This window comes from Flexivirga caeni, assembly GCF_003724155.1.
Classification (GTDB): domain Bacteria; phylum Actinomycetota; class Actinomycetes; order Actinomycetales; family Dermatophilaceae; genus Flexivirga; species Flexivirga caeni.
Genome location: NZ_RJJQ01000017.1, coordinates 68,444 through 90,555 on the forward strand (window position 1 = coordinate 68,444; position 22,112 = coordinate 90,555).

At 68.6% G+C, this 22,112-nt stretch carries 20 protein-coding genes; 6 read left to right on the forward strand and 14 right to left on the reverse strand.

The window, feature by feature from the left end:
* Positions 1-2 precede the first annotated feature (2 nt).
* Positions 3-239 carry a hypothetical protein gene (locus tag EFY87_RS15210; protein WP_148043361.1) on the reverse strand — a complete coding sequence of 79 codons (237 nt, stop codon included), beginning with the start codon at positions 237-239 and terminating at the stop codon, positions 3-5.
* 98 nt (positions 240-337) lie between these two features.
* Between EFY87_RS15210 and EFY87_RS15215 the strand changes: the two genes are divergently transcribed.
* Positions 338-568 carry a FitA-like ribbon-helix-helix domain-containing protein gene (locus EFY87_RS15215; RefSeq protein WP_123272337.1) on the forward strand — a complete coding sequence of 77 codons (231 nt, stop codon included), beginning with the start codon at positions 338-340 and terminating at the stop codon, positions 566-568.
* Positions 555-1,001 carry a type II toxin-antitoxin system VapC family toxin gene (locus tag EFY87_RS15220; protein ID WP_158607664.1) on the forward strand — a complete coding sequence of 149 codons (447 nt, stop codon included), beginning with the start codon at positions 555-557 and terminating at the stop codon, positions 999-1,001. The genes EFY87_RS15215 and EFY87_RS15220 overlap by 14 nt, the downstream gene beginning before the upstream one ends.
* A gap of 167 nt (positions 1,002-1,168) precedes the next feature.
* Here EFY87_RS15220 and EFY87_RS15225 read toward each other — a convergent pair whose 3' ends face one another.
* The 4 genes from EFY87_RS15225 to EFY87_RS15240 all read right to left on the reverse strand — a co-directional run bounded on the left by EFY87_RS15225 (position 1,169) and on the right by EFY87_RS15240 (position 5,806).
* Positions 1,169-1,708 (reverse strand): VOC family protein, encoded by a 540-nt coding sequence (locus tag EFY87_RS15225; RefSeq protein ID WP_245988676.1) that lies wholly within the window; start codon positions 1,706-1,708, stop codon positions 1,169-1,171.
* Positions 1,681-4,542, reverse strand: coding sequence for a vitamin B12-dependent ribonucleotide reductase (locus tag EFY87_RS15230; protein ID WP_123272339.1), 2,862 nt, complete (start codon positions 4,540-4,542; stop codon positions 1,681-1,683). Before EFY87_RS15230 ends, EFY87_RS15225 begins: the two co-directional genes overlap by 28 nt.
* A gap of 121 nt (positions 4,543-4,663) precedes the next feature.
* Positions 4,664-5,152 (reverse strand): transcriptional regulator NrdR, encoded by a 489-nt coding sequence (gene nrdR, locus EFY87_RS15235; RefSeq protein ID WP_123272391.1) that lies wholly within the window; start codon positions 5,150-5,152, stop codon positions 4,664-4,666.
* A 249-nt stretch (positions 5,153-5,401) separates the two neighbouring features.
* Complete coding sequence (locus EFY87_RS15240) at positions 5,402-5,806, reverse strand: hypothetical protein (protein WP_123272340.1); 405 nt, start codon at positions 5,804-5,806, stop codon at positions 5,402-5,404.
* A 278-nt stretch (positions 5,807-6,084) separates the two neighbouring features.
* Here EFY87_RS15240 and lexA point away from each other — a divergent pair, with 278 nt between their 5' ends.
* On the forward strand, positions 6,085-6,801 hold the full coding sequence (gene lexA, locus EFY87_RS15245; protein ID WP_123272341.1) for a transcriptional repressor LexA: 717 nt from the start codon (positions 6,085-6,087) through the stop codon (positions 6,799-6,801).
* Between the two features lie 76 nt (positions 6,802-6,877).
* Here lexA and EFY87_RS15250 read toward each other — a convergent pair whose 3' ends face one another.
* Positions 6,878-7,708: an NAD-dependent protein deacetylase gene (locus EFY87_RS15250; protein ID WP_123272342.1), complete on the reverse strand. Its 831-nt coding sequence runs from the start codon at positions 7,706-7,708 to the stop codon at positions 6,878-6,880.
* 19 nt (positions 7,709-7,727) lie between these two features.
* Positions 7,728-8,393, reverse strand: coding sequence for a GOLPH3/VPS74 family protein (locus EFY87_RS15255; protein ID WP_123272343.1), 666 nt, complete (start codon positions 8,391-8,393; stop codon positions 7,728-7,730).
* 422 nt (positions 8,394-8,815) lie between these two features.
* On the opposite strand from EFY87_RS15255, the gene EFY87_RS15260 reads away from it, so the two are divergent.
* Positions 8,816-9,739 carry a LysR family transcriptional regulator gene (locus EFY87_RS15260; protein WP_123272344.1) on the forward strand — a complete coding sequence of 308 codons (924 nt, stop codon included), beginning with the start codon at positions 8,816-8,818 and terminating at the stop codon, positions 9,737-9,739.
* 30 nt (positions 9,740-9,769) lie between these two features.
* Here EFY87_RS15260 and EFY87_RS15265 read toward each other — a convergent pair whose 3' ends face one another.
* The 6 genes from EFY87_RS15265 to holA all read right to left on the reverse strand — a co-directional run bounded on the left by EFY87_RS15265 (position 9,770) and on the right by holA (position 19,019).
* Positions 9,770-12,151 carry a ComEC/Rec2 family competence protein gene (locus tag EFY87_RS15265; protein ID WP_245988677.1) on the reverse strand — a complete coding sequence of 794 codons (2,382 nt, stop codon included), beginning with the start codon at positions 12,149-12,151 and terminating at the stop codon, positions 9,770-9,772.
* A gap of 6 nt (positions 12,152-12,157) precedes the next feature.
* Positions 12,158-13,144 (reverse strand): helix-hairpin-helix domain-containing protein, encoded by a 987-nt coding sequence (locus EFY87_RS15270; protein ID WP_123272345.1) that lies wholly within the window; start codon positions 13,142-13,144, stop codon positions 12,158-12,160.
* A gap of 101 nt (positions 13,145-13,245) precedes the next feature.
* Positions 13,246-14,130 (reverse strand): DegV family protein, encoded by an 885-nt coding sequence (locus EFY87_RS15275; RefSeq protein ID WP_245988678.1) that lies wholly within the window; start codon positions 14,128-14,130, stop codon positions 13,246-13,248.
* Positions 14,131-14,145: 15 nt separating this feature from the next.
* A complete protein-coding gene (leuS, locus tag EFY87_RS15280) occupies positions 14,146-17,010 on the reverse strand; it encodes a leucine--tRNA ligase (RefSeq protein WP_123272347.1) in 2,865 nt (954 codons plus the stop codon).
* A gap of 239 nt (positions 17,011-17,249) precedes the next feature.
* Positions 17,250-17,516: a 30S ribosomal protein S20 gene (gene rpsT / locus EFY87_RS15285; protein WP_123272348.1), complete on the reverse strand. Its 267-nt coding sequence runs from the start codon at positions 17,514-17,516 to the stop codon at positions 17,250-17,252.
* A 546-nt stretch (positions 17,517-18,062) separates the two neighbouring features.
* Positions 18,063-19,019 carry a DNA polymerase III subunit delta gene (gene holA / locus EFY87_RS15290; protein WP_123272349.1) on the reverse strand — a complete coding sequence of 319 codons (957 nt, stop codon included), beginning with the start codon at positions 19,017-19,019 and terminating at the stop codon, positions 18,063-18,065.
* A gap of 23 nt (positions 19,020-19,042) precedes the next feature.
* Between holA and purU the strand changes: the two genes are divergently transcribed.
* A complete protein-coding gene (gene purU, locus EFY87_RS15295) occupies positions 19,043-19,897 on the forward strand; it encodes a formyltetrahydrofolate deformylase (protein WP_123272350.1) in 855 nt (284 codons plus the stop codon).
* Positions 19,898-19,900: 3 nt separating this feature from the next.
* Here purU and EFY87_RS15300 read toward each other — a convergent pair whose 3' ends face one another.
* Positions 19,901-20,854: an ArsR/SmtB family transcription factor gene (locus tag EFY87_RS15300; RefSeq protein ID WP_123272351.1), complete on the reverse strand. Its 954-nt coding sequence runs from the start codon at positions 20,852-20,854 to the stop codon at positions 19,901-19,903.
* A 49-nt stretch (positions 20,855-20,903) separates the two neighbouring features.
* Between EFY87_RS15300 and EFY87_RS15305 the strand changes: the two genes are divergently transcribed.
* Entirely contained in the window at positions 20,904-22,109 is a 1,206-nt protein-coding gene (locus tag EFY87_RS15305) for an MFS transporter (protein WP_245988679.1), read from the forward strand.
* Positions 22,110-22,112: the final 3 nt, after the last annotated feature.

The following is a 22,112-nucleotide window of genomic DNA, read 5'->3' on the forward strand; positions in this document are numbered from 1 at the left end:
GCTCAATCCACCAGGTCCAACCAACGCTTGCTGCCAGTCCCCCGCAGGAACCCTGCCGCGAGCAGCACCCAGCCGAGGAACGTCACGGCGTCGCTGAGCGAGACGAGGCGGGGGTCGCGGGTGATCGATGCGGCCAGCAGCGGCAACGCACCCACGGTGGGCCCGCCTCCGGCATACGAGACGCTCGCCACGCTCCAGGTCAGCCAGAACCGCTTGCCCAACCGGGTTCGACCCGGCACCTGTCGCAGCCGAGTCCGTCACGACGTCACCCTAGACCCAGGGAAGATGACGCACATCGAGCCAGAGCCGAGCTAGCACACAGTGATACCGTTCCGCTATGCCCGCTCTGCACATTCGAGACGTCCCGGATGAGACGGTGGCCGCCATCAAGCGCCGCGCCGCGCGGCATGGTGTCTCGGTGCAGCAGGAGTTGCGTGCGGCATTGGCGCGGCTCGCCGAGGAGCCCGTCGAAGGTTCTCGCCCACACAGTCTGCAGCTGATGACGGTGGAGACCGGGCGTGCTGAGCCTTTCGACCGGGCGACGTTCTATGACGATGACGAGCGCTGATCCGCCGGACCTGGTGGTCGTTGACACGAACGTGCTCCTTGCAGCGACGGACCGGAGCCGCGCGTCCCATCAGCGTGCGCTCGATTTTATCAATGACGACCAGCGCAGACTCGCCCTCACGCCGCAAATCGTCCGGGAATACCTCGTGGTCGCTACCAGACCTGTCGAAGCGAACGGCCTGGGTATGCCGGGAGAGGGCGCCGCGTCGAACATGGAGCAGTTCGCGGCCGACATGGACATTCTCCCGGAGAACATTGCGACCTCTCGCACGGTGATCGGACTGGTGGGTCAGAACGTTGCGACCGGCGAGCAGATCCACGACGCCAATGTCGTGGCCGTGGCGCTGGCCCACGGCGCGCGGACCATCGTTACGGACAACACTCGACACTTCGCCAGATTTTCGGACTCGATCACGATCGAGCCACTTCAGTAACGGGTTCGGGCAGGCTCAGCCACCGTGTTGACTGTCATGCGGAGAGCACGTGTTCGATACTGTGGCAATTCCCCCGGTTGAGGCCGCCGCACGACGGCCGCGATGAACCTCGGGGCCTGTCTTGAGTACGCCGCAGCGCAGGCCGACCACCCGATCCTGACCGCCTCCTAGTCGTGCGGTTCCTCGTTGGACTCGACTCTGAACTCCTGCTCGGCGTCGCGCTGGGCAACGAATGCCACATAGTCCTTCGCGGACTGCAGCACGCAGAACTCATTTCCCTCCGGGTCGGCAAGCACGGTCCACTTCTCGATCTCGGCGGCCCACGCAACCCGGGATGCCCCAAGGCACAGAGCGCGGGCCACGAATGCATCACGGTCCTGAGGACGCAGATCGAGATGGAGCCGGTTCTTGCCTGTCTTCCTTCCCGGATCCTGGGGCGTGAGCACCAGAGTCGGACCATGATCGTCCTCGGAAGGCCCGATCCGGTATGAAGCGGTGAAGTTTCGCTTCCGTTCATACCCGAGTAACGCGCACCAGAACCCCGCGAGGCGCTCCGGGTCGGCGCAATCGATTGTCAGGCTGTCGATGTGCGCGGTCTCGGGAGCACTCATTGGCTGGTCCATTTCCGGGTCGAGGCGGGACGGGCCTCCGAAGGCCCGCCCCGCCACCTCGTGCGCTTTCAGCTGCAGCCGCTGGTCGAGCCGCAACCCTCGCACACATAGCAGGAACCGGCCGGGCGCATCTTGGTGCCACAGGTCATGCACATCGGCGCGTCGGCCGCCTTGCCCTGGAAACGCTCGAGCAGGTCCTGGGATGAGTGGATCTCACCCGAGACCGCGCGTGCATCCGCGGCGCCGTCGACTTTTTCCTCCAGCTTGGTCGTCGTGCCGATCGACTGCGAGTAGGACTCCAGCTCCTCGGCCACCTCGTCGGCGTCCGCGTCGGATTCCTCGGCGTAGGAACCGGTTTCGAGCTGACGCGCCCGCTCGGCGGCCGTGTGGATGCCGAGGTAGGAGCGGGTCTCGAAGTCGAGGTGGTCCAGCGCCAGCCGGCGGAAGACGTAGTCCATGATCGACTGCGCCATCCGCACGTCCGGGTCGTCGGTCATGCCCGCCGGGTCGAAGCGCAAGTTGGTGAACTTCTCGACATACGTCTCGAGCGGCACGCCATACTGCAGGCCGACCGAGACAGCGATCGAGAAGGCGTCCATCATCCCGGCGAGCGTCGAACCCTGCTTGCCCAGCTTCAGGAAGAGCTCGCCCAGCTTGCCGTCCTCGTAGGTGCCGGCGGTGAGGTAGCCCTCGGCTCCGGCCACCGCGAACGAGGTCGTCTCGCTCTTGCGGCGCTTGGGCAGACGGCGCCGGACCGGGCGGTATTCGACGACCTTCTCTGGCGCTGCGGCAGCATCGGTGCCCTTGTCCGCCTTCTTGCCGTCGGACAGCGGCTGGCCGACCTTGCAATTGTCGCGATAGACGGCCAGCGCCTTCAGGCCGAGCTTCCAGCCCTCCAGGTGGACTTCGGCGATGTCCTCCACGGTCGCCGTCTCGGGCAGGTTGACGGTCTTGGAGATCGCACCGGACAGGAACGGCTGGGTGGCCGCCATCATCCGCACGTGGCCCATCGGTGCGATGGCCCGCTCGCCCATGGCGCAGTCGAAGACCTCGTAGTGCTCGGGCTTGAGCCCGGGTGCGTCGATCACGTGACCGTGCTCGGCGATGTGCTCGACGATCGCCTCGATCTGCTCGTTCTGGTAGCCGAGCTTGGCCAGCGCCCGCGGGATCGTCTGGTTGACGATCTGCATCGAGCCGCCACCGACGAGCTTCTTGAACTTCACCAGGGAGAAGTCCGGCTCGATGCCGGTGGTGTCGCAGTCCATCATGAAGCCGATGGTGCCGGTCGGGGCGAGCACCGAGGCCTGCGCGTTGCGGAAGCCGTTCTTGGCGCCGGTCTCCACGACGTCGGCCCAGGCCCTGGTGGCGTAGCGGTGAATCTCGGAGTCCATCGCATCCAGCGTCCGCACGGCGTCGTTGGCGGCCTGGTGCTTGCGCATGACGCGCTGGTGCGCGTCGGAGTTGCGGGCGTAACCGGCGTAGGGGCCGACGATGCCGGCGAGCTCGGCGGAGCGCTTGTATGCCGCACCGGTCAGCAGCGAGGTGATCGCTGCGGCGAGCGCGCGACCACCCTCGGAGTCGTAGCCGTGGCCGGTCGCCATCAGCAGCGCGCCGAGGTTGGCGTAGCCGATGCCGAGCTGACGGTAGTCACGCGTGGTCCGGCCGATCGCCTCGGTCGGGAAGTCGGCGAAGCAGATCGAGATGTCCATCGCGGTGATGACCAGCTCGGTCACCTTTTGGAAGGTCGCGGCGTCGAAGGTGTCGTCCTCGCGCAGGAACTTCAGCAGGTTGAGGCTCGCCAGGTTGCACGAGCTGTTGTCCAGCGACATGTATTCGGAGCACGGGTTGGACGCGGTGATGCGGCCGCTCTCCGGGTTGGTGTGCCAGGCGTTGATCGTGTCGTCATACTGCAGGCCGGGGTCGGCGCACTCCCAGGCAGCCTTGTTGATCTTGTCGAAGAGCGTGCGCGCGTCGACCTCTTCGATGACTTCGCCGGTATGACGAGCCCGCAACCCGAACGAGGCGCCCTCCTCGACCGCGCGCATGAACGCGTCGGTCACCCGCACCGAGTTGTTGGCGTTCTGGTACTGGACCGAGGTGATGTCCTTGCCGCCGAGGTCCATGTCGAAGCCTGCGTCACGCAGCGCGCGGATCTTGTCCTCCTCGCGCGCCTTCGTCTCGACGAACTCCTCGATGTCGGGGTGGTCGACGTCGAGGACGACCATCTTGGCCGCGCGACGGGTTGCACCACCGGACTTGATGGTGCCGGCCGATGCGTCCGCGCCGCGCATGAACGACACCGGACCGGACGCCGTGCCCCCGGAGGACAGCAGCTCCTTGGAGGAACGGATGCGGGAGAGGTTGAGACCGGCGCCCGAGCCGCCCTTGAAGATGAAACCCTCTTCCTTGTACCAGTTGAGAATCGAGTCCATCGAGTCGTCGACCGACAGGATGAAGCAGGCCGAAACCTGCTGCGGCGACTTGGTGCCCACGTTGAACCAGACCGGTGAGTTGAAGCTGAACACCTGGTGCAGCAGTGACCAGGTCAGCTCGTGCTCGAAGATCTCGGCGTCCTCGTCGGTCGCGAAGTAGCCGTGCTCCCGGCCGGCGCGCGCATAGGTGAGCACCACACGGTCGATGAGCTGTTTCAGGCTGTTCTCCCGCTCGGGGGTGCCGAGCGCACCGCGGAAGTACTTGGTGGTGACGATGGTGGAGGCGTTGAGCGACCAGCTGTCGGGGAATTCGACGCCCCGCTGCTCGAAGATCGTCTCTCCGGTCTTCCAGTTCTGCTGGACGACATCGCGGCGTTCCCAGGTCACCTCGTCGTAGGGGTGCACGCCGGGAGTGGTGAAGATGCGCTCGACGGTCAGCCCCTTGTGGGCGGTGCTGCCGCGCTGCGCCCGCGGGGCGGCGTCTGCCGTGTCGGTCATGTCCAACTTCCTTTCCACCGAGGTGGTCTCTGCTGCTGTATGTCGTGGCGTGCTCGCGACTGGTGGCGCCGAGAGCGAGTCGTGCTTGTGGTGTTGTGCGCGCGGTGCGATGCCGTCCCGCTCAGTCGCCGGTGTGCTGCGGCTGGGGCTCCACTCCGGTCGGCGGGCGTTCAGCGCGCAGCAGCGCGATGGCGGCCTCGAAATCCTCCAGCCCTTCGAACGCCTGGTAGACGCTCGCGAACCGCAGGTAGGCGACCTCGTCGAGGCTGCGCAGCGGACCGAGGATCGCGAGGCCGACATCGTGGGCATCGATCTCGGCCGTGCCTTGCGCCCGGATGGACTCCTCAACCTCCTGCGCGAGCAGCGCCAGCTGGTCCTCGGTCACCGGCCGCCCCTGGCAGGCTTTGCGAACACCGATCAGCACCTTCTGGCGACTGAACGGCTCGCTCGCCCCGGACCGCTTGACCACCGTCAGGCTCGCGGTCTCCATGGTCGAGAACCGCTTGCCGCAACTGGGGCACTGACGCCGCCGCTTGATGCACGTGCCGTCCTCGCTGGTGCGGCTGTCGACCACGCGGCTGTCGTCGTGGCGGCAGAACGGGCAATGCATGTGCGACTCCTCTCCCACCTGTGGATGAAGCTGTGGGAAAACGGTGGACCAAGTGGGGATGACCGCGTGGTGGATGTGGACTAGATGTGGATAAATCCCATCGATGTAACTACTAGATGTAGGGATGTTAGGCCGATCCGATCCTCAGCGCAAGGGCACGCCGCACAGCACGGAAATGCCCTGGTCACACGCTCGCGACCGGCGAGTCGGCGCGCGCAGCGGCCGGCATAGCAGCGGCCACGTCGACCGTCAGCGAGGCAGCTGCAGCCGCTCGCCCGCGGTCACGAAGAGACCATTCAGGTCGTTGGCGAGCGCCACCTTGGTGACGGCATCGGAGACGGGCATCGACGGATAGGCACGGTGCGCGACGTCGGAAAGAGTCTGCCCCGGCTCAACAGTGACGACGGCGGGAGCGGCGGCCGGCGTGCCGGCCCAGGCTCGTGCTGCAGCTCCCCCGCCCGCCAGCACCACACCGGCGAGCAAGGCCCCGAGCACCCGGCGGCCACGGCCGGTCAGCCGGAGACCGGCGGCCTCCACACGCACTCCGACGGCACGCCCGCCGCCGATGGCGTCATGGCCGGTGGGGACGGCGCGCAGGTGCCTGCGGGTCGGACGGTGTTCGCTCGGGGTGTCCCACTGAGTGACGGCAGTCATGTCTTCCTCCTGAAGCTGCGGTGCGGCCAGGGCCGCACCACCCAGACGGTGGGTTGTGGCCGAACGCGTGTGCGATCGGACGCCTGTTTGATGTATAGCACGAATGTTCGACCTAGTCGAGACACGCGTCGTACAGATGTTTGGAACTTGTGTCCGAAACACATAGGCTGTTTTCACGAAACCAAGGCAAGCACCGACCACCGACAGCCGTTCGGACAACAGTCCGCAACTCCTGTCGCCGGCGCTGCCGAGGACATCCGGCGAGGAGGAGAACAGCGATGGCACAGGTGCACGAAATGCCCGACCGGGCCGGCGAGAGCCTCACCACCCGGCAACGCAGGGTGCTGCAGGTGATCCGCAATTCCGTGGACCGGCGGGGCTATCCGCCGAGCCTGCGTGAGATCGGCGAGGCCGTCGGGCTCACCAGCCCGAGCTCGGTGGCGCATCAGCTGACCATGCTCGAGCGCAAGGGCTACCTGCGCCGCGATCCCAACCGGCCGCGCGCGATGGAAGTCATCGATCCCGACGCCACCGACACGCGCGGCTATCGCGGCGGTTCGAGTGTGCGCGGTGCCGAAGACTCCGGCATCGACGAGACCGGCCTGGGCGACGAGCGGCCTGCGCCGTCATACATCCCGGTCGTGGGGCGCATCGCAGCAGGCGGTCCGATCCTCGCCGAGCAGGCGGTCGAGGACGTGTTCCCGCTGCCGCGGCAGATCGTCGGCGAGGGCGACCTCTTCCTGCTGAAGGTGGTCGGTGACTCGATGGTCGACGCGGCGATCTGCGACGGCGACTGGGTCGTCGTCCGGCAGCAGCCGACGGCCACCAACGGTGACATCGTCGCCGCGATGCTCGACAACGAGGCGACGGTCAAGACCTTCAAGCGCACCCGCGGCAAGGTCTGGCTGCTCCCCCACAACGAGGCCTACGACCCGATCGACGGTGACGACGCGACCATCCTCGGCAAGGTGACCGCCGTCCTGCGCCGGGTCTAGCGGCGCGCCACGGGCTGCTAGTCCGCAGTATGCCCGGCGCACACATTCCGCGCTCGGCATACCTGGAACGGACTCGTCAGCCGGTGAGCGAGTCCACCAGCGCCGTCAGTGTCGTCCCCAGCGGAGCGTCGACGCGCACCGACACCTCCTCGTCGGTCGCGCGCGTCCAGCCGCGGGTGACGACGGCGACCGGGATGTTCTCGCGTGCGGCCCGCCGCACGAAGCGGTAGCCCGACATGACCGCGAGCGACGAGCCGAGCACCAGCACCGACCGAGCAGCCTCCACGGCGGAGAAGCACTGTGCGACAACGGTTTTCGGCACCGACTCCCCGAACATCACCACGTCGGGCTTGAGCAGGTCCGAGCCGCACACCACGCAGTGGACCAACCGGAACTGTGTGATCAGCGACTCGGCGATCGCGACATCGCCGTCCGGACGCAGCGGCCCGTCCGCAGAGCGGTCGAAGTCCGGGTTCGCCAACTGCAACCACTCGTCGACAGTGTCGCGCGCGTAGCGTTCGCCGCACTGCATGCACACCACGAGTTCCAGGCTGCCGTGCAGTTCGGTCACGCCGACGGCACCGGCGCGCTGGTGCAACCCGTCGACGTTCTGGGTCACGATCGGCCCGACGAAGCCCGCCGCCTGGAGCGTGGCAACGGCATCGTGGCCCGCGTTGGGGCACGCTGCCGCAAAGCGCGGCCAGCCGACATACGACCGCGCCCAGTAGCGCCTGCGCGCCTCGCGGTCGGCCAGCAACTCCTGGGCGGTCATCGGCTGGAACCGGCGGAGTCCGTCGGCGCCGCGATAGTCGGGTATGCCGGACTCGGTCGACAGGCCTGCACCAGTGAGCGCGAGCACCCCTCCCGCGGCGACGAGGTCAGCAAGCGCGCTCAGGTTCTCAGCCACGGTCCAAAGCTCTCACACCTCAGCTGCTGTTCGAGGCAGCGGTGGCCGCAGCCGTCGTCGCGGCGATCATGGCTGCCTTCGTCGCGAGCTGGGTGCTTTCGATCGCCGCCGCAGTGGCGCCGGCGGCCCAGTCCTGCGCGCCGATCGCCCTCGCCTGCTTTCTCAGCCGACGGCCGGACGTGCCGAAATCGGCCGGCCGGTACGCCTTGGTCACCAGATCGCTCGCGCCCAGCAGGCCGACGATCACCCGCGTGTGCAGATCCGGGGCGGCGGTGCCGAAAAGCACCCGTGCACCTGCCGCGATGATCGCGTCACGCGACGTCACGTCCACCACCGGATGCCGCGTGAACCGCAGGAAGCCACCCGGCTCGACGCGCACCGCTCCCTGCGCGACGAGACTCTGGTAGGTCCGGCCGGTCATTCCGCGCGCGACCGCCGGGAGCACCCGTTCGGGCTTCTTGCCTGCCTTACGCGCGAAAATCTCCAGCGCGTGATCCATCGGGGCGTCACCGCTGGGACGCGTGTCGAGCACGACCAGCCGGTCGCTCTTGATCGTGACGCGACCCGCCGCCGTCAGTTCGCACAGGGCGGCACCGGCGAGCGCCAGGCCGCGCTCCGTGCTTCCGCCGAGCACCTTCCCCGCCGGACTGGTCAGGACGAGCAACAACTCCTCGCAGATCAGCATTTCCCGATGCTACGTGCAGCGGCCTCCCGGGCTTCGTGCCGTGACCGAGATCAGCGAGTTCTCGCGCCGGGCTCTCGGCATACCCGACCTCGGCGCCAACTAGCGACCGTTGCCACTTCCGTACGGGAGCTTGCTCCTGGAGCGTCCCCAAGGCCCGACCGTCGCGCCTTGGGGACACCTTCCGCGCGGATTCCCGTCCCGAAAGCTCGACCGTCGCGCCTCCGGGACGCCCCCACCCCGGATTCCCGTCCCGAAAGCTCGACCGTCGCGACTCCGGGACACCCCCAGCGCGGTTTCCCGTCCCGAAAGCTCGACCGTCGCGACTCCGGGACACGTGCGCCCGGCATACCGACCGTGAGTCAGAACGATTGACGATCTATATGGCGAGTTGATTTTTGATAACAAATTGTTACAATTCAACCATGATTGACGCCGCCGGACTCCGGGTGATCAAGGCCATCAGCGACCACGGCAGTTTCACCGCGGCAGCGGCGTCTCTCGGCTATTCGCAGCCGGCGATCTCCCAGATGGTCCGGCGGCTGGAAGACCGCACCGGCACGGTGCTGGTCGAGCGCCTTGGCCGCAGTGTGCGACTGACGGAGGCGGGACAGGTTCTCGCCCGACACGCCAACCCGGTGCTGGCGGCATTGGACGCCGCGGAGGCCGAGGTCGCCGCGATCGCCGGTCTGCGCGCGGGACGGGTCCGGCTGATGGCGTTCCCGTCGTCGTCGTCCACGCTCGTGCCGCGTGCGCTCGCCCTGGTCAAGCAGCGCTTCCCCGATGTGCACGTGACGTTCAGCGAAGCGGAGCCGCCGGAGTCACTCGCGGCATTGCGTTCCGGCGAATGCGATGTCGCCGTGGCGTTCGCCTACGAGGGCACCGATCTGGCCCGCGGGGAAGAAGATCTCGACTCCTTCGTGACCCGCCCGCTGCTGGAGGACGAGGTGCGGCTGGCGCTGCCACTGAATCACCCACGTGCGAAGGCCACGAAGATCAAGCTGAGCGACATGGCCGACGAACCCTGGATCGCCGGATGTCCGCGATGTCGCGGGCACCTGCTGTCACTCGCCGACCGCGCCGGCTTCAACCCCGACGTGGCGTTCGAGACCGAGGACTACGTCGCCGTCCTCGGGCTGGTTGCCGAAGGCCTCGGCGTGGCGTTGGTGCCGGATCTGATCCGACGGTCGGCCGGCAACCCGGGAGTCGTCACCCTGCCGATCGATCCCGCCTCGCGCCGCACCGTGTATGCCGTCACCACCCCGGACCTGCAGCGTGTCCCGGCAGTGGCCGCCACGCTGGACGCGCTGTGTGAGGCGGCCACGGCGAAGGGCGTCTGCACCGGCTGACCCTGCGACATACCGCACCGGCATACCCCTTCACGGCCGGGCGACGAGCAGCGTGCCGTCTCGCGCAACGATCGCGACATCGCCTCCCCGGTCGGTGCGTTCGACCGTCGAATTGCTCTCCCGCAGCAGATCGAGCGTGCGCGGCGACGGGTGGCCGTAGTCGTTGTGCGCACCGACGCTGATCACCGCGATCGGGGCACGCACGAACTTCTCCAGTTGCGGGTCCTGGTTGGCCGAACCGTGGTGCGGCACCTTCAGCACGTCGACCGGTGGCGCATCCGTGAGCGCCCGCAACTGGCCGAGCACCGCTGCGGCGGCTTGGCTTTCGATGTCGCCGGTCAGCAGCAGCCGCATGCCGTGGCTGCGCACGTCGAGCACGACGCTGGCGTTGTTCTGGACCGAGCCGGCCCGGATCAGCCGCGTCGGCCCGACCACCAGCGCGTGCACCGCACCGATGTCGAGCACGTCTCCGGTCACCAGCGGACGGAGCTCGAGCCGGTGCTGCGCCGCGAGTGCGCGCACCAACGGCTCTTCAGACGCCTCGCCGTCGGAATCGGACGACGTCGTCCCGGACACCGGAGTCACGTAGATCGGACCGACCCGCCGCCCGTCGAGCACTCCGGCGAGGCCGCCGACGTGATCGGCGTGGTAGTGCGTGAGCACGACGGCGTCGACGACACCGATGCCGAGCCGATCGAGGCATGCGTCCATCAGGCCCGGGTCGGGGCCGGTGTCGACCACGAGTGCATGTCCCGGCGACGTCGCGAGCACCCCGCCGTCGCCCTGACCGACATCGCACGCGACGTAGACCCAGCCGGCCGCAGGCCAGCCACCGGCCGGCGTCGGCGCCCACGCAGCGGCCGCAAGCACCGCACCGGCACCGGCCAGGTAGGGACGCACCCAGAGGTGCCGCACCACCCACACCCCGCAGAACAGCGCGATCAGGGTGAGCCCGGCGAGCAGCAGCGCACCCGCCGCGCCGGGCAGCCACGGCAGCGTGCCGAGCGGCACCCGCGCGCACGAGTGCGCGACCCAGGCGATCCCCTCGGTGGGCAGCGCCGCCAGCCAGGCCGGAGCTCGTGCCCATGAGGTGCTCACCGGTGCGACCAGCACCGTGAGCACGCCGCACATCGTCGCCGGCGCGACGAGCGGCGCCGCCAGCACATTCGCGGGTATGCCGATGAGGCTGACCGAGCCCTGCAACAACACGATGACCGGAGCACACATCGCCTGGGCCGCCATCGGGATTGCGATCGCCTCGCCCAGCGGTTTGCCCCAGCGGGGCAGCCGGCGCGCGATCCGGTCGGCCCACGGGCGCGCGAAGAAGAGCAGTCCCGCCGTCGCCAGCGTCGACAGTGCAAAACCGTATGACGCGGCCAGCCACGGGTCGTAGACGAGCAGCACCAACACCGCGGCCGCGAGCACCGGTGAACCCGCTGTGCGGCGCGACACCGACATGCCGACCAGGCCGATCAGGCCCATCACGGCGGCGCGGATCACCGACGGCTCCGGCCGGCACAGCATCACGAACAGTCCCAGCACGGCTGCGGCCACCGCATAGCGCCATCGGCCGCGGATCCGCAGCCAGCCGGCGAGCCACATCGCCGACAACAGGACGAGAGTCACGTTCGAGCCGGATACCGCGTTCAAATGGGTCATTCCGGTTGCCCGCATGTCGTCGTTGAGGTCCTGCGGGAGCCGCGAGGTGTCGCCCATCACCAGGGCCGGCACGAGACCGCGGGCGTCGGCGGGCAGTCCGTCGGTGGCGGCCCGGGTGTCCCGCCGGAACACTTCCACGGCGTCGAAGAGCGGTCCGGCGTCACCGATGACGCGCGGCGCTCCGCGTGTCATCAGCACGGCCTCGACGTCGTCGCCGGCCTCGGCCGGCTGCAACCGCCCGGAGAACGCCACCCGCTGATGCCACCGTGTCTGCAGCCAGCGTTCGTCGCCCAGGACGAGCACCGGCGTTCTCGGAGTGCTGCGCGTGCCGCGCCCGGTGATATCCCGCACGGACACCTTGACGATCACCAGGCTCTGCCGGCCGGCGAGCCCGGCTCTGACCACGCGGGGGTCCGTGGTGACGACCGCCTCGACCCGGACGGTCGCGCGCTGGGCGGCCAACCGGTCGACCGTGCCGGCCTGTCGGCTCATCAGGTGCCCTCCCGTCGCGGCGCCCACCAGGGACACCGCCGCCGCAGCGAGCGCAACGGTGTCGAGGACCCGGCGGCGGCTGGTGGCCGGCAACCGGGCCTGCGTCATACGCTCGCCGGAGCGCACGCGCTCGGTGACCAGCGCACCTGCTGCCAGCAGACCGGCCGCGGCGAGCACCCAGCACCACATCGGCGGAATTCGCAGCGCTACCAGAGTGACCGACCAGGCGACCGCGGCCGCCGTCAGCAGGCGCAGGTCCACCGCCGGTCAGCTGACTGTCACGAGCGGACGCAACCGGGCGAGCACTTTGTCGCCGATGCCACTCACCTCCCCGAGCTCGTCGACACTGCTGAACCGGCCGTTCTCGGTGCGCCACTGCAGGATGCGCTGCGCCATCACCGGCCCGACTCCGGGCAGCCCGTCGAGCTGGTCGGCGGTCGCAGTGTTGAGATCGACGACGGCTTGCGTCGACCCAGCGCCGGTTGCGCCGCCGCCCGCTCCGGGTGCAGCGTTCACGACCGGACCGGGTGCGGTGGTCGGCTGCTCCCCCGGCTTCGGCACCACAATCTGCTCGCCGTCGGTGAGCACGCGGGCCAAGTTGATCGCGGCCAGGTCCGCGCCGGGCAGGGATCCGCCCGCGGCCGCGACAGCGTCTTCGACACGAGACCCGGCGCGCACGTGCACGACGCCGGGTTTGTGCACCTGTCCGACGACCTGCACCACTAGCGTCGCCGGCGCTGCGGGAGTGGTGGACGCGGCCGTGCCGAAACCCGCCCGGGCCTGCGCACCCGGCGTGCCTGAACCGCCGACCGTGCTCTGCGGGCTCGAGGCGGCACTACCGCGGCCGCTGTCGACCGGTTGGGGCGAGGCTGCGGCACGTGCCCAGAGCACCCGCCCGCCGAAGACCAGGGCTGCCACCAGCACGAGGACGACTGCCCCGATGACCGCCAGCCGGCTCGGCGCGACCTGCGCCCCGATGAGCGGCTCGGGCGGACGCAGCAGCGGCTCCCGGGGACGCAGTTCCTCGGTGCGGCCCGTGGCCGCATGCCGCGCCTCTCGCCGGGTCTGCGCATCGCGCTCGCTTCGTCGGGTCGCAGCGACCCTCCGGGGCAGATCGGCCACCTTGGACCGCGGCTCGTCGAGCACGCTGTCCTCGGTCGGCATCCAACCCGGCGTGCGGCGGACCGCCTCGAGTTCCTCGAGGACAGCTGCGAGCCGGTCGGGTGTACCTTCCTCCCCACGTGAGCGTCCCATGCCCGAAACGTTAGGCGCGACAACGTGATCGGTGCGCGCCTCAGACGCCCCACCTGTGGACGACCAGGCAAGTCAGCGGGGATGTGGACGACGGTCGTCGCTCAATCGGAGGCTCCGACGACGCGGATGCGGCCGCCGAAGCGCGGCGCGATGGCGACTGCGAGGGTGCCGGGCCCCACGTGGGCGCCGACCGCCGCTCCCAGCTCGACCAGCAGTATCCGGCGCGCCTCGGGGATCTGCTCCGCCAGCTGTTCGATCAGCCGCTCGGCCCGCTCTCGCGAATCCAGATGGTGCACCGCGATATCGACGCCGTCCAGTTCGTCCTCCGCACCCATCGCCTCGACTGTGCCGACGGCCAGTTGCGCGAGCCGCGCGAGCGCTTTCCCCGTGGTGCGGACGCGTTCGAGCGGCTCGATGTGCCCGTCGCGGACCGTCAGCAGCGGCTTGATCGCCAGTGCCGACCCCATGAGCGCGGATGCACGTCCGATGCGCCCACCCCGGCGCAGGTGCTCGAGGGTGTCGACATAGAAGACCGTGGTCGAGGCGCCGGTATGGCGCCTCGCGGCGTCCGCCACCTGCTCGGTGTCACCACCGGCGGCAGCAGTTTCGGCGGCTGCGATGACACCGAAACCCATTGCCATGCCGATGGTTTCGCTGTCGATGACCTCTACCGGGATCGGCGCGTCCCGAGCCGCGAGCTGTGCGGACGACATGGTCGCGGACATGGACGACGATATGTGCACCGACACGATCGCGTCGTATCCGGCCTCGGCGAGCGCGGCATACAGATCGGCGAAGACTGCGGGCGACGGCCGGGACGTCGTCACCGGGACGAAGTCGCGCAGTGCCTGGGCGACTTCGTCGGCAGTGATGCCACGGCCCTCGTCATACGACACCCCGCCGACGGCCAGCCGCATCGGCACCACCGAGACGCCATGTGCGGCGGCGACCTCCGGCGGCAGGTATGCCGTCGAGTCGGTCACCACCGCGACGCTCATTTGTCAGCCCGCGACGATGTTGACCAGCTTGGGTGCGCGGACGATCACCTTGCGAATCTGTTTGTCCCCCACCGCAGCCCGGATCTTCTCACTCTCTCGCGCCAACGTCTCCAAGTCGGAGTCACTGATGCCGGGTGGCACCTGCAGGCGGTCGCGCACCTTGCCTTGCACCTGCACCACGCAAGTGACCGTCTCCTCGACGAGTAGTGCCTCGTCCGCGACCGGGAACGGTTCGTGGGTCAGCGATGCCTCGTGGCCGAGCCGCGACCACAGTTCCTCGGCGATGTGTGGCGCGAGCGGAGCCGTCATCAGCACCAGCGCCTCGGCCACCGGACGCGGCGTCGACGCCTCAGCGGCCTCTTTGGTCAGCACGTTGTTCAGCTCGATCAGCTTGGCGATCGCGGTGTTGAACTGCAGTGCGTGGTAGTCCTTCGACACACCGTCAATCGTCTTGGCCAACGCACGGCTCAGTTCCCGCGACGGCCGCGTGTCGCTCACGCGTAGCGCACCGCTCTCCTCGTCGATCACGTTGCGCCACAGACGTTGCAGGAATCGTTGCGCACCGACGACGGCACGCGTCTCCCAGGCACGAGACTGGTCCAGCGGCCCGCCGGACATCTCGTAGATGCGGAAGGTGTCTGCGCCGTACAGCTCGCACATTTCGTCCGGGGTCACGACGTTCTTCAGCGACTTGCCCATCTTGCCGTACTCGCGGGTGACGGCTCCGCCGTTCCAGCTGTATGACGTGACGCCGTCGACCGTGCGCTCCTCGACCTCGGCGGCAGGCACCGGTTGCCCGCGGTGATCGCGATAGGCGTAAGCCTGGATGTAGCCATGGATGAACAGGCGCCGGAATGGCTCGTCCGAGGAGATGTGCCCCAGGTCGTGCAGGACCTTGTGCCAGAAGCGCGAGTAGAGCAGGTGCAGCACTGCGTGCTCGGCACCACCGATGTAGAGGTCTACGCCGCCCAGGTCGCCGGCCTTGCCCTCTCCGTCGCCGCGACCCGGACCCATCCAGTAGCGCTCGACCTCCGGGTCGACGAACGCGTCCTGGTTGCCCGGATCGGTGTATCGCAGCTCGTACCAACAGGACCCGGCCCAGTTGGGCATGGTGTCGGTCTCGCGGCGGTATTGCTTCGGGCCGTCGCCCAGATCGAGCTCGACGTTGACCCACTCCTCTGCCCGGGACAGCGGCGACTCCGGCATCGAATCAGCGTCCTGGGGATCGTAGGTCTTCGGGGAGTAGTCGGCGACCTCGGGCAGCTCGACCGGCAGCATCGAGTCAGGGACCGAGTGGGCGACTCCCTCCTCGTCATACACGATCGGGAACGGCTCGCCCCAGTAGCGCTGCCGGCTGAAGAGCCAGTCGCGCAGCTTGTAGGTGATCGTGCCGCGACCGGCGCCGTGCTCTTCGAGGAACGCGATGACGACCTGCTTCGCGTCCTCGGTCTCCCTGCCGTTCAACGAGATCCGGTCGTTGGACGAGTTGATCATCGGACCATGGCCGGTGAATGCTGCGTCCTCGTCGTGTCCCTCGGACGGCTGCACGGTGCGAACGTAGGGGAGGTCGTACTTCTTGGCGAAGTCCCAGTCACGAGGGTCCTCGGCCGGCACGGCCATGATCGCGCCGGTGCCATAGCCCATCAGCACGTAGTCGGCGATGAACACCGGAACCCGTTCTCCCGAGACGGGATTGGTGGCGAAGGCACCGGTGAAGACGCCGGTCTTGGCCTTCGCGTCCTCCGCCTGCCGCTCGCGGTCTGACTTGCGCGACGCCACGATCCGGTATGCCGCAACCGCTTCCGCCGGGGTAGCCGCACCGTTGATCCACGAGTCCTTGGTGCCCTCGGGCCAGGCTGCCGGCATCAGGGAGTCGACCAGCGGGTGCTCGGGAGCGAGCACCATGAAGGTCGCGCCGAAGATGGTGTCCGGCCGGGTCGTGAAGACCTCGATCGCCCCCATCTCCGTGGGGAACTTGATGGCCGCACCGTGCGAGCGGCCGATCCAGTTGCGCTGCATCAGCTTGATCGACTCCGGCCACTCCACGTGATCCAGGTCGTCGGCGAGCCGGTCGGCGTAGGCGGTGATCCGCATCATCCACTGCGACAGGTTGCGCCGGAAGACCGGCATGTCGCCACGCTCGGTCAGGCCCTCGTTGGTGACCTCTTCGTTCGCGACGACGGTGCCCAGGCCGGGCGCCCAGTTGACCGGGACCTCGCGCTTGTAGGCCAGTCGCCGCCCGTCGATCTCCTCGCGTCGCTCGGCGCCGGTCAGGTCGGCCCAGTCGCGACCGTCCGCGGTCGGCACCTCGCCGCTCTCGAACGCCGCCACCAGCTCGGCAACCGGCCGCGCCCTGCCGGCGCGTTCGTCATACCAGGCGTTGTAGATCTGCAGGAAGATCCACTGGGTCCAGCGGTAGTACTCGGGATCGATCGTCGCCACCCGGCGCCGCTGGTCGTAGGACAGGCCCAGCTGCCGCAGCTGACGCTTGAAGACCATGATGTTGTCCTCGGTGGTCTTGCGCGGATGCTGACCGGTCTTGACGGCATACTGCTCGGCCGGCAGGCCGAAGGCATCGAAGCCCTGCGTGAAGAGCACGTTCTTGCCGGTCGTCCGCTGGAAGCGCGCATAGACGTCGGTGGCGATGTAGGGAAGCGGATGCCCGACGTGCAGGCCGGCGCCGCTCGGGTAGGAGAACATGTCCTGCACCATCAGCTTCTCGCGACCGTCTGCGGCCGGATCCGCCCATGGACCGGCCGGGTTCGGAGCCTCGAAGGTGCCGTGCTCTTCCCAGCGGTCCTGCCAGGAGCGCTCGATCTGATTCGCCAGGGCAGGCGTGTAGCGGTGCGCGGGTTGCTCGTCGGTCATCGTTCGTCCTTCGGGAAGCTGAGGTGGTGCGGCGGACCCGCATGAAAAAACCCCTCCGAACGCATCGAGGGGTCAGCCGCGTTGAAGTCCGCTCGGCTCAACGCGGCCCACTAAGAAGAAGAAGAAGAAGCTGCTGCCGCACGGCGCACAGGTTACCGCACGCGACTCCGGGGACGACAAAGGTCCGGTGTCGCCCCGCTGGGCGAAACCGGACCTCGTGTCGTGCGGGCCTGTCGAAATCAGGCGTCGATGCCGTTCACAGCCTTGGCCAGCGCCGACTTCTTGTTGGCGGCCTGGTTCTTGTGGATGACGCCCTTGCTCACGGCCTTGTCCAGCTTCTTGGACGCGGTCGCCAGCATCTCGGTGGCCTTGGCCTTGTCGCCGGCCGCAACGGCCTCGCGGGTGTGCCGGATCCACGTGCGCAGCTCCGACTTGTAGGCCTTGTTGCGCTCAGTGCGGATCGCGTTGGTCTTGATCCGCTTCATCTGCGACTTGATGTTTGCCACGTGTTTCTTCCTTGGTCGAGTCAATTGGTCTGATGTCAATGAGGGTTGACGCACGCAGGGGGCGGATGGGGCGTGGGGACACCCGGGCGATGCCGCCTGCGTGATGGTGCTCGCATACGCGCACGACCAAAGCGCGCACGCAAGGGCTAAAGGTACCAGCGGCGCGGGATTCCGCCCAAATCGGCGTCCGTCGGGCACGGCACCCGTCCCGTTCTCGCGACCGTCGAGCTTTCGGGACGGGATCTCTGCGGTTTCGGTCCCTAACCCTCGACCGTCGAGCTTTCGGGACGGGATCTCTGCGGTTTCGGTCCCTAACCCTCGACCGTCGAGCTTTCGGGACGGGTTCGCCCGCGGTTTCGGTCCCTAACCCTCGACCGTCGAGCTTTCGGGACGGGATCCCTGCGGTTACGGTCCCTAACCCTCGACCGTCGAGCTTTCGGGACGGGATCTCTGCGGTTTCGGTCCCTAACCCTCGACCGTCGAGCTTTCGGGACGCGCCGCACGCGCCCGGCAAGCCGAGGTAGGCCAGCCCCATCCGCCGCCGAATCAGCCGTTGCGCTCGGCGGTGATCGTCATGATCGCGCGTTCGAGCGCGTAGACCGGATCGCGCCCGCCCCCCTTGACCTCGAAGTCGGCTGCCGCCACGGCCTGTATTGCGCGCCCCAGCCGCTCGCCGTTCCAGCCCTGCGCGTCACGGCGCGCGCGATCGACCTGCCAGGGCGCCATACCCAGTTGCTTGGCCAGCTGGCCAGACCCGCCACGACCGGCGGTGGCGACCCGCGCGATCTGCCGCAACTGACTGGCCAGGACGGCGACGATCGGCACCGGGTCGAGCCCGGAGGCAAGGGCGTGCCGTGTCAGCCGCAGCGCTTCAGGCAGGTTGCCGCCGATGGCTGCGTCGGCAACACGGAAGCCGGTCGCCTCGACCTTCCCGCCGTGATAGCGCGCCACCACCTCGGCGGTGACCAGTCCCTCGGTGTCATCGACGAGCTGCTTGCAGGCCGCTGCAAGCTCACGCAGGTCCTTGCCCACTGCCTCCAGCAACGCGCGCACCGCGTCGGGTGCGACCTTGCGCCCGGCGACGCGGAACTCGTTCGTGACGAACGCCGACTTGTCGCGATCGCTCTTGATCGCCGGCGCGTCGATGACCCGGGCGCCCGCCTTCTTCAGCGCGTCGAGCGCCTTCTTGCCACGCACGCCGCCCTTGTGCAGGACGATCAGCGTCGCATCGGAGAGGCCGGCACCCACCACCCCGACCAGGTCCGCGATGAGATCCTCGCGGCCCTCGTCGAGGTCTCGCACCAGCAGGATCTTGCTGCCGCCGAACAGGCTCGGGCTGGTGTGCAGCTGCAACTCACCGGCTTCGTAGGTCGCAGCCTCCAGCCGGATCAGCTCGGCCTCCGGATCGCTCTCGCGCAGCAGCGCGATCGTGCTGGCCGCCGCGCGCTCGGCCAGAATCTGCTCGGGTCCGCTGATCAGCACGAGAGGCGGCACGTCCGTCATACCCCTCACCGTAGGGTGCGCCTATGACCGATGACAGCGCGTCCTTCGTCTTCACCGCCTCGTGCGACGATCGCCCGGGCATCATCGCCGCGATCAGCGCCGAGATCGTGCGCCATGACGCGAACATCGACGAGTGCCAGCAGTTCGGCGACGCGCTGACCGGACGCTTCTTCATCCGGGCCCGCGTGCACGGCCCGGTAGCCGAGGACACCCTGCGCGCGGCGCTGGCTCCGGTCGCCGACCGGTTCGGTATGACGTGGGGCCTCTTCCCGACCGGGCAGCGCACGCGGGCGCTGGTGCTGGTCTCGAAGCTGGGGCATTGTCTCAACGACCTGCTCTACCGCCAGCAGGTCGGGGCGCTGCCGATCGACATCGTGGCCGTCGGCTCCAACCACCTGAAGTATCAGAAGCTGGTCAGCAGCCAGGACATCCCGTTCCACCACATTCCGGTGACCCACGCGGACAAGCAGGCCGCCGAGGCCAGGCTGCTGGAGCTGATCGACCAGACCGGAGCGGATCTGGTGGTGCTCGCCCGCTACATGCAGGTGCTCTCGCCGCAGTTGTGCCAGCGGCTCGCCGGTCGCGCGATCAACATCCACCACTCGTTCCTGCCCAGCTTCCGCGGCGCGCGGCCCTACCACCAGGCGCACGCGCGCGGCGTGAAACTGATCGGCGCCACCGCGCATTACGTGACTGCCGACCTGGACGAGGGACCGATCATCGAGCAGGACGTGGCGCGCATCGACCACGGCTTCTCCCCCGCCGACATGGTCGTCGCGGGCCGCGACGTGGAGGCGCAGGTGCTGGCCCGGGCGGTCACCTGGCACGCCGAGCACCGGGTCTTCCTCAACGGGTCGAGCACGGTGGTGTTGCGGTAGCCCTCATCGGGATGCGGCGAGCAGTTCGTCTCCGACCGCCGTACGCCAATACAGCACCTCGCGTCCCGATCGGCGCTTCAGGACGACTCCCGCCTCGAGCAGCACCTTGAGATGGTTGCCGACCGCGCCGATCGGCAGCCCACTGGTCGCGGCCAGATTCGAGGTCGTCTGCGGTGCGTCGAGCGCGGCCAGCAGCCGGGCCCGATTGGTGCCGATGAGCCGGTCGACGCCGCCAGGACGGCGTCGACCGGTGTCGGCCAGCGCCCCGGACACGGGGTAGTAGACGGCATACCGGTGCGGCTCGTCCCACCCCACCCAGCTTCCGTTCGCGTGCACCGGGACGAGCAGCAACTGCGCAGAGCCGCCCAGCTGGCGCGTCGGGCGGTCGTGGTCGTTGACCCGCAGATGACCCTCGGACCACTCACGCCGCCTGCCGAGGTCCTGCAGCACGCCGGCGAATCCGTGCTCCGCCAGCCGGTGGGTGCGCGTCACGATGTCCGCTCGCAGGATCCGCTCCCGGCGCGGCCAGTCGGTGGCGACGGTGTGGATCCAGGTCCACTCCAGCAACCCCAGAATGTGCGTGCGGACTGCTCCGCCGAGCAAGATCGGCGGCAAGCGCCCGGGCGTCGACTCGCGAAGCTGGCGGACCAGCTCCGACTCGTCGAAGCCGCTGAGCTGATGCAGTTCCTCGTCCATCGTCGGCGCGGTGCCGGGCGGCGGGATCGACAGGAAGTCGGCGAGCCACCCCGGACGCGAGCTGTGCTCGAACACCGCACGGCGGCCTGGGTATTCGGCCAGCATCTCGCGGAATGCCGCCTGGTGGCGAAGCGCAAAGACCTGGTCGACGTTGCGGCGACCCGGTGTGAAGTTTCCCAGCGCACCCACGACTTCCGCCATCGGTGACGTCGCAAATCGCAGCCGCGCCAGCACGTCGCTCGGAATCGCCCAGAGGCCCATGTTTCGCCTCCTCGCGAATCATTTGAACGCCGGCTTGCAGCATCGCACAGTGAACGCCGTGACCACCTACCGCAGTCTGTTCGCCATCCGCGAGTTCCGGGTGCTGTTCGTCGCGCGACTGTTCACCATGGTCGGCGTCGTCGTCGGGGCCCTGGCCCTGGGCACCGTGATGTATGACGCCACCGACTCCACCGTCCTCACGGCGCTGTCGATGTTCGGCGGACCGCTGGTTTCGCTCGTCACCAGTCACTTCCTGCTCGCCTCGAGCGATCTGCTGCGCCCACGCACCGCGCTTGTGGTCACTGGCGCCGCTGCTGCCGGCGACGACCTCCTCCAGCTCATCCCGCATCTGCCGTGGGGAGTCCGATTTGCTCTGCTGGCAATGGAATACGTCATCACCTCGGCGACCAGCGGCACGGTGATGTCGCTGCTCGCCGACATCGTGCCGGCGGAATCGTTCGTGCTCGCGCGAGCCACGATGAATCTCACGGTGGGTGGGATCCAGGTGCTGGGCAACGCCCTGGGTGCGGTGCTGCTGCTGGCGTTCGCGCCGGTCCACCTCTTCGCGGTCTCCGCGGCAGCCGCCGTGTTCGCTGCAGTCATCGCCCGGCTCGGAGTGGCCGACCACCCGCCGCGAGCGACCGGGCCGGTCGTGGCCCGCACGCGCACCGTCAACAAGGCACTGCTCGGCTCGCGAGTCGTGCGCCCGGTCCTGCTGATGGGCTGGATCCCGAACGGCCTGATCGTCGGGTGCGAAGCGCTCTACATCCCGTATGCCCGGCAGCACGCGGGATATCTCTTCGCGTCGACCGCGGCTGGCATGCTCGCCGGCGACGTCGTGGTCGGCAGATTCGTCCCCGAAGCCGTGCGCCAGCGACTTGTCGTGCCGCTGCGGCTGCTCCTGGCGGTGCCGTTCCTCGTCATGTTCGCGCACCCGCCGGTCGTGCTGGCCGCGCTCGCGGGCGGGATCGGCGCCTTCGGCTACACCGCGTCGCTGCCGCTGCAGAGCCGGCTGGTCCAGCATGTCCGCGCCGACAGCCGAGGTCAGGCGTTCGGGCTGCTCAGCGCCGGCCTGATGGTCGGCCAGTCACTCGGTGCGCTGGCGGCCGGTGTCCTCGGGCAACTCGGCGCACCCGGACCGGCGATGGGCACGGTCGCGGCGCTGTCGATCGTCGCCACGACGCTGCTGGTGCGGCCACTGCGCCGGTCGGCACCTCGGCCGGACACGACACGCCACCAGGCGACCCCGGTGTGATGC

What these genes read in the sequence shown, in the direction of transcription:
- EFY87_RS15215 (WP_123272337.1), top strand. Translation starts at nt 338, where the DNA reads ATGCCCGCTCTGCACATTCGAGACGTCCCGGATGAGACGGTGGCCGCC.
- EFY87_RS15220 (WP_158607664.1), top strand. Translation starts at nt 555, where the DNA reads ATGACGAGCGCTGATCCGCCGGACCTGGTGGTCGTTGACACGAACGTG.
- EFY87_RS15230 (WP_123272339.1), bottom strand. Translation starts at nt 4,542, where the DNA reads ATGACCGACACGGCAGACGCCGCCCCGCGGGCGCAGCGCGGCAGCACC.
- nrdR (WP_123272391.1), bottom strand. Translation starts at nt 5,152, where the DNA reads ATGCATTGCCCGTTCTGCCGCCACGACGACAGCCGCGTGGTCGACAGC.
- EFY87_RS15240 (WP_123272340.1), bottom strand. Translation starts at nt 5,806, where the DNA reads ATGACTGCCGTCACTCAGTGGGACACCCCGAGCGAACACCGTCCGACC.
- lexA (WP_123272341.1), top strand. Translation starts at nt 6,085, where the DNA reads ATGGCACAGGTGCACGAAATGCCCGACCGGGCCGGCGAGAGCCTCACC.
- EFY87_RS15255 (WP_123272343.1), bottom strand. Translation starts at nt 8,393, where the DNA reads ATGCTGATCTGCGAGGAGTTGTTGCTCGTCCTGACCAGTCCGGCGGGG.
- EFY87_RS15260 (WP_123272344.1), top strand. Translation starts at nt 8,816, where the DNA reads ATGATTGACGCCGCCGGACTCCGGGTGATCAAGGCCATCAGCGACCAC.
- EFY87_RS15270 (WP_123272345.1), bottom strand. Translation starts at nt 13,144, where the DNA reads ATGGGACGCTCACGTGGGGAGGAAGGTACACCCGACCGGCTCGCAGCT.
- leuS (WP_123272347.1), bottom strand. Translation starts at nt 17,010, where the DNA reads ATGACCGACGAGCAACCCGCGCACCGCTACACGCCTGCCCTGGCGAAT.
- holA (WP_123272349.1), bottom strand. Translation starts at nt 19,019, where the DNA reads ATGACGGACGTGCCGCCTCTCGTGCTGATCAGCGGACCCGAGCAGATT.
- purU (WP_123272350.1), top strand. Translation starts at nt 19,043, where the DNA reads ATGACCGATGACAGCGCGTCCTTCGTCTTCACCGCCTCGTGCGACGAT.
- EFY87_RS15300 (WP_123272351.1), bottom strand. Translation starts at nt 20,854, where the DNA reads ATGGGCCTCTGGGCGATTCCGAGCGACGTGCTGGCGCGGCTGCGATTT.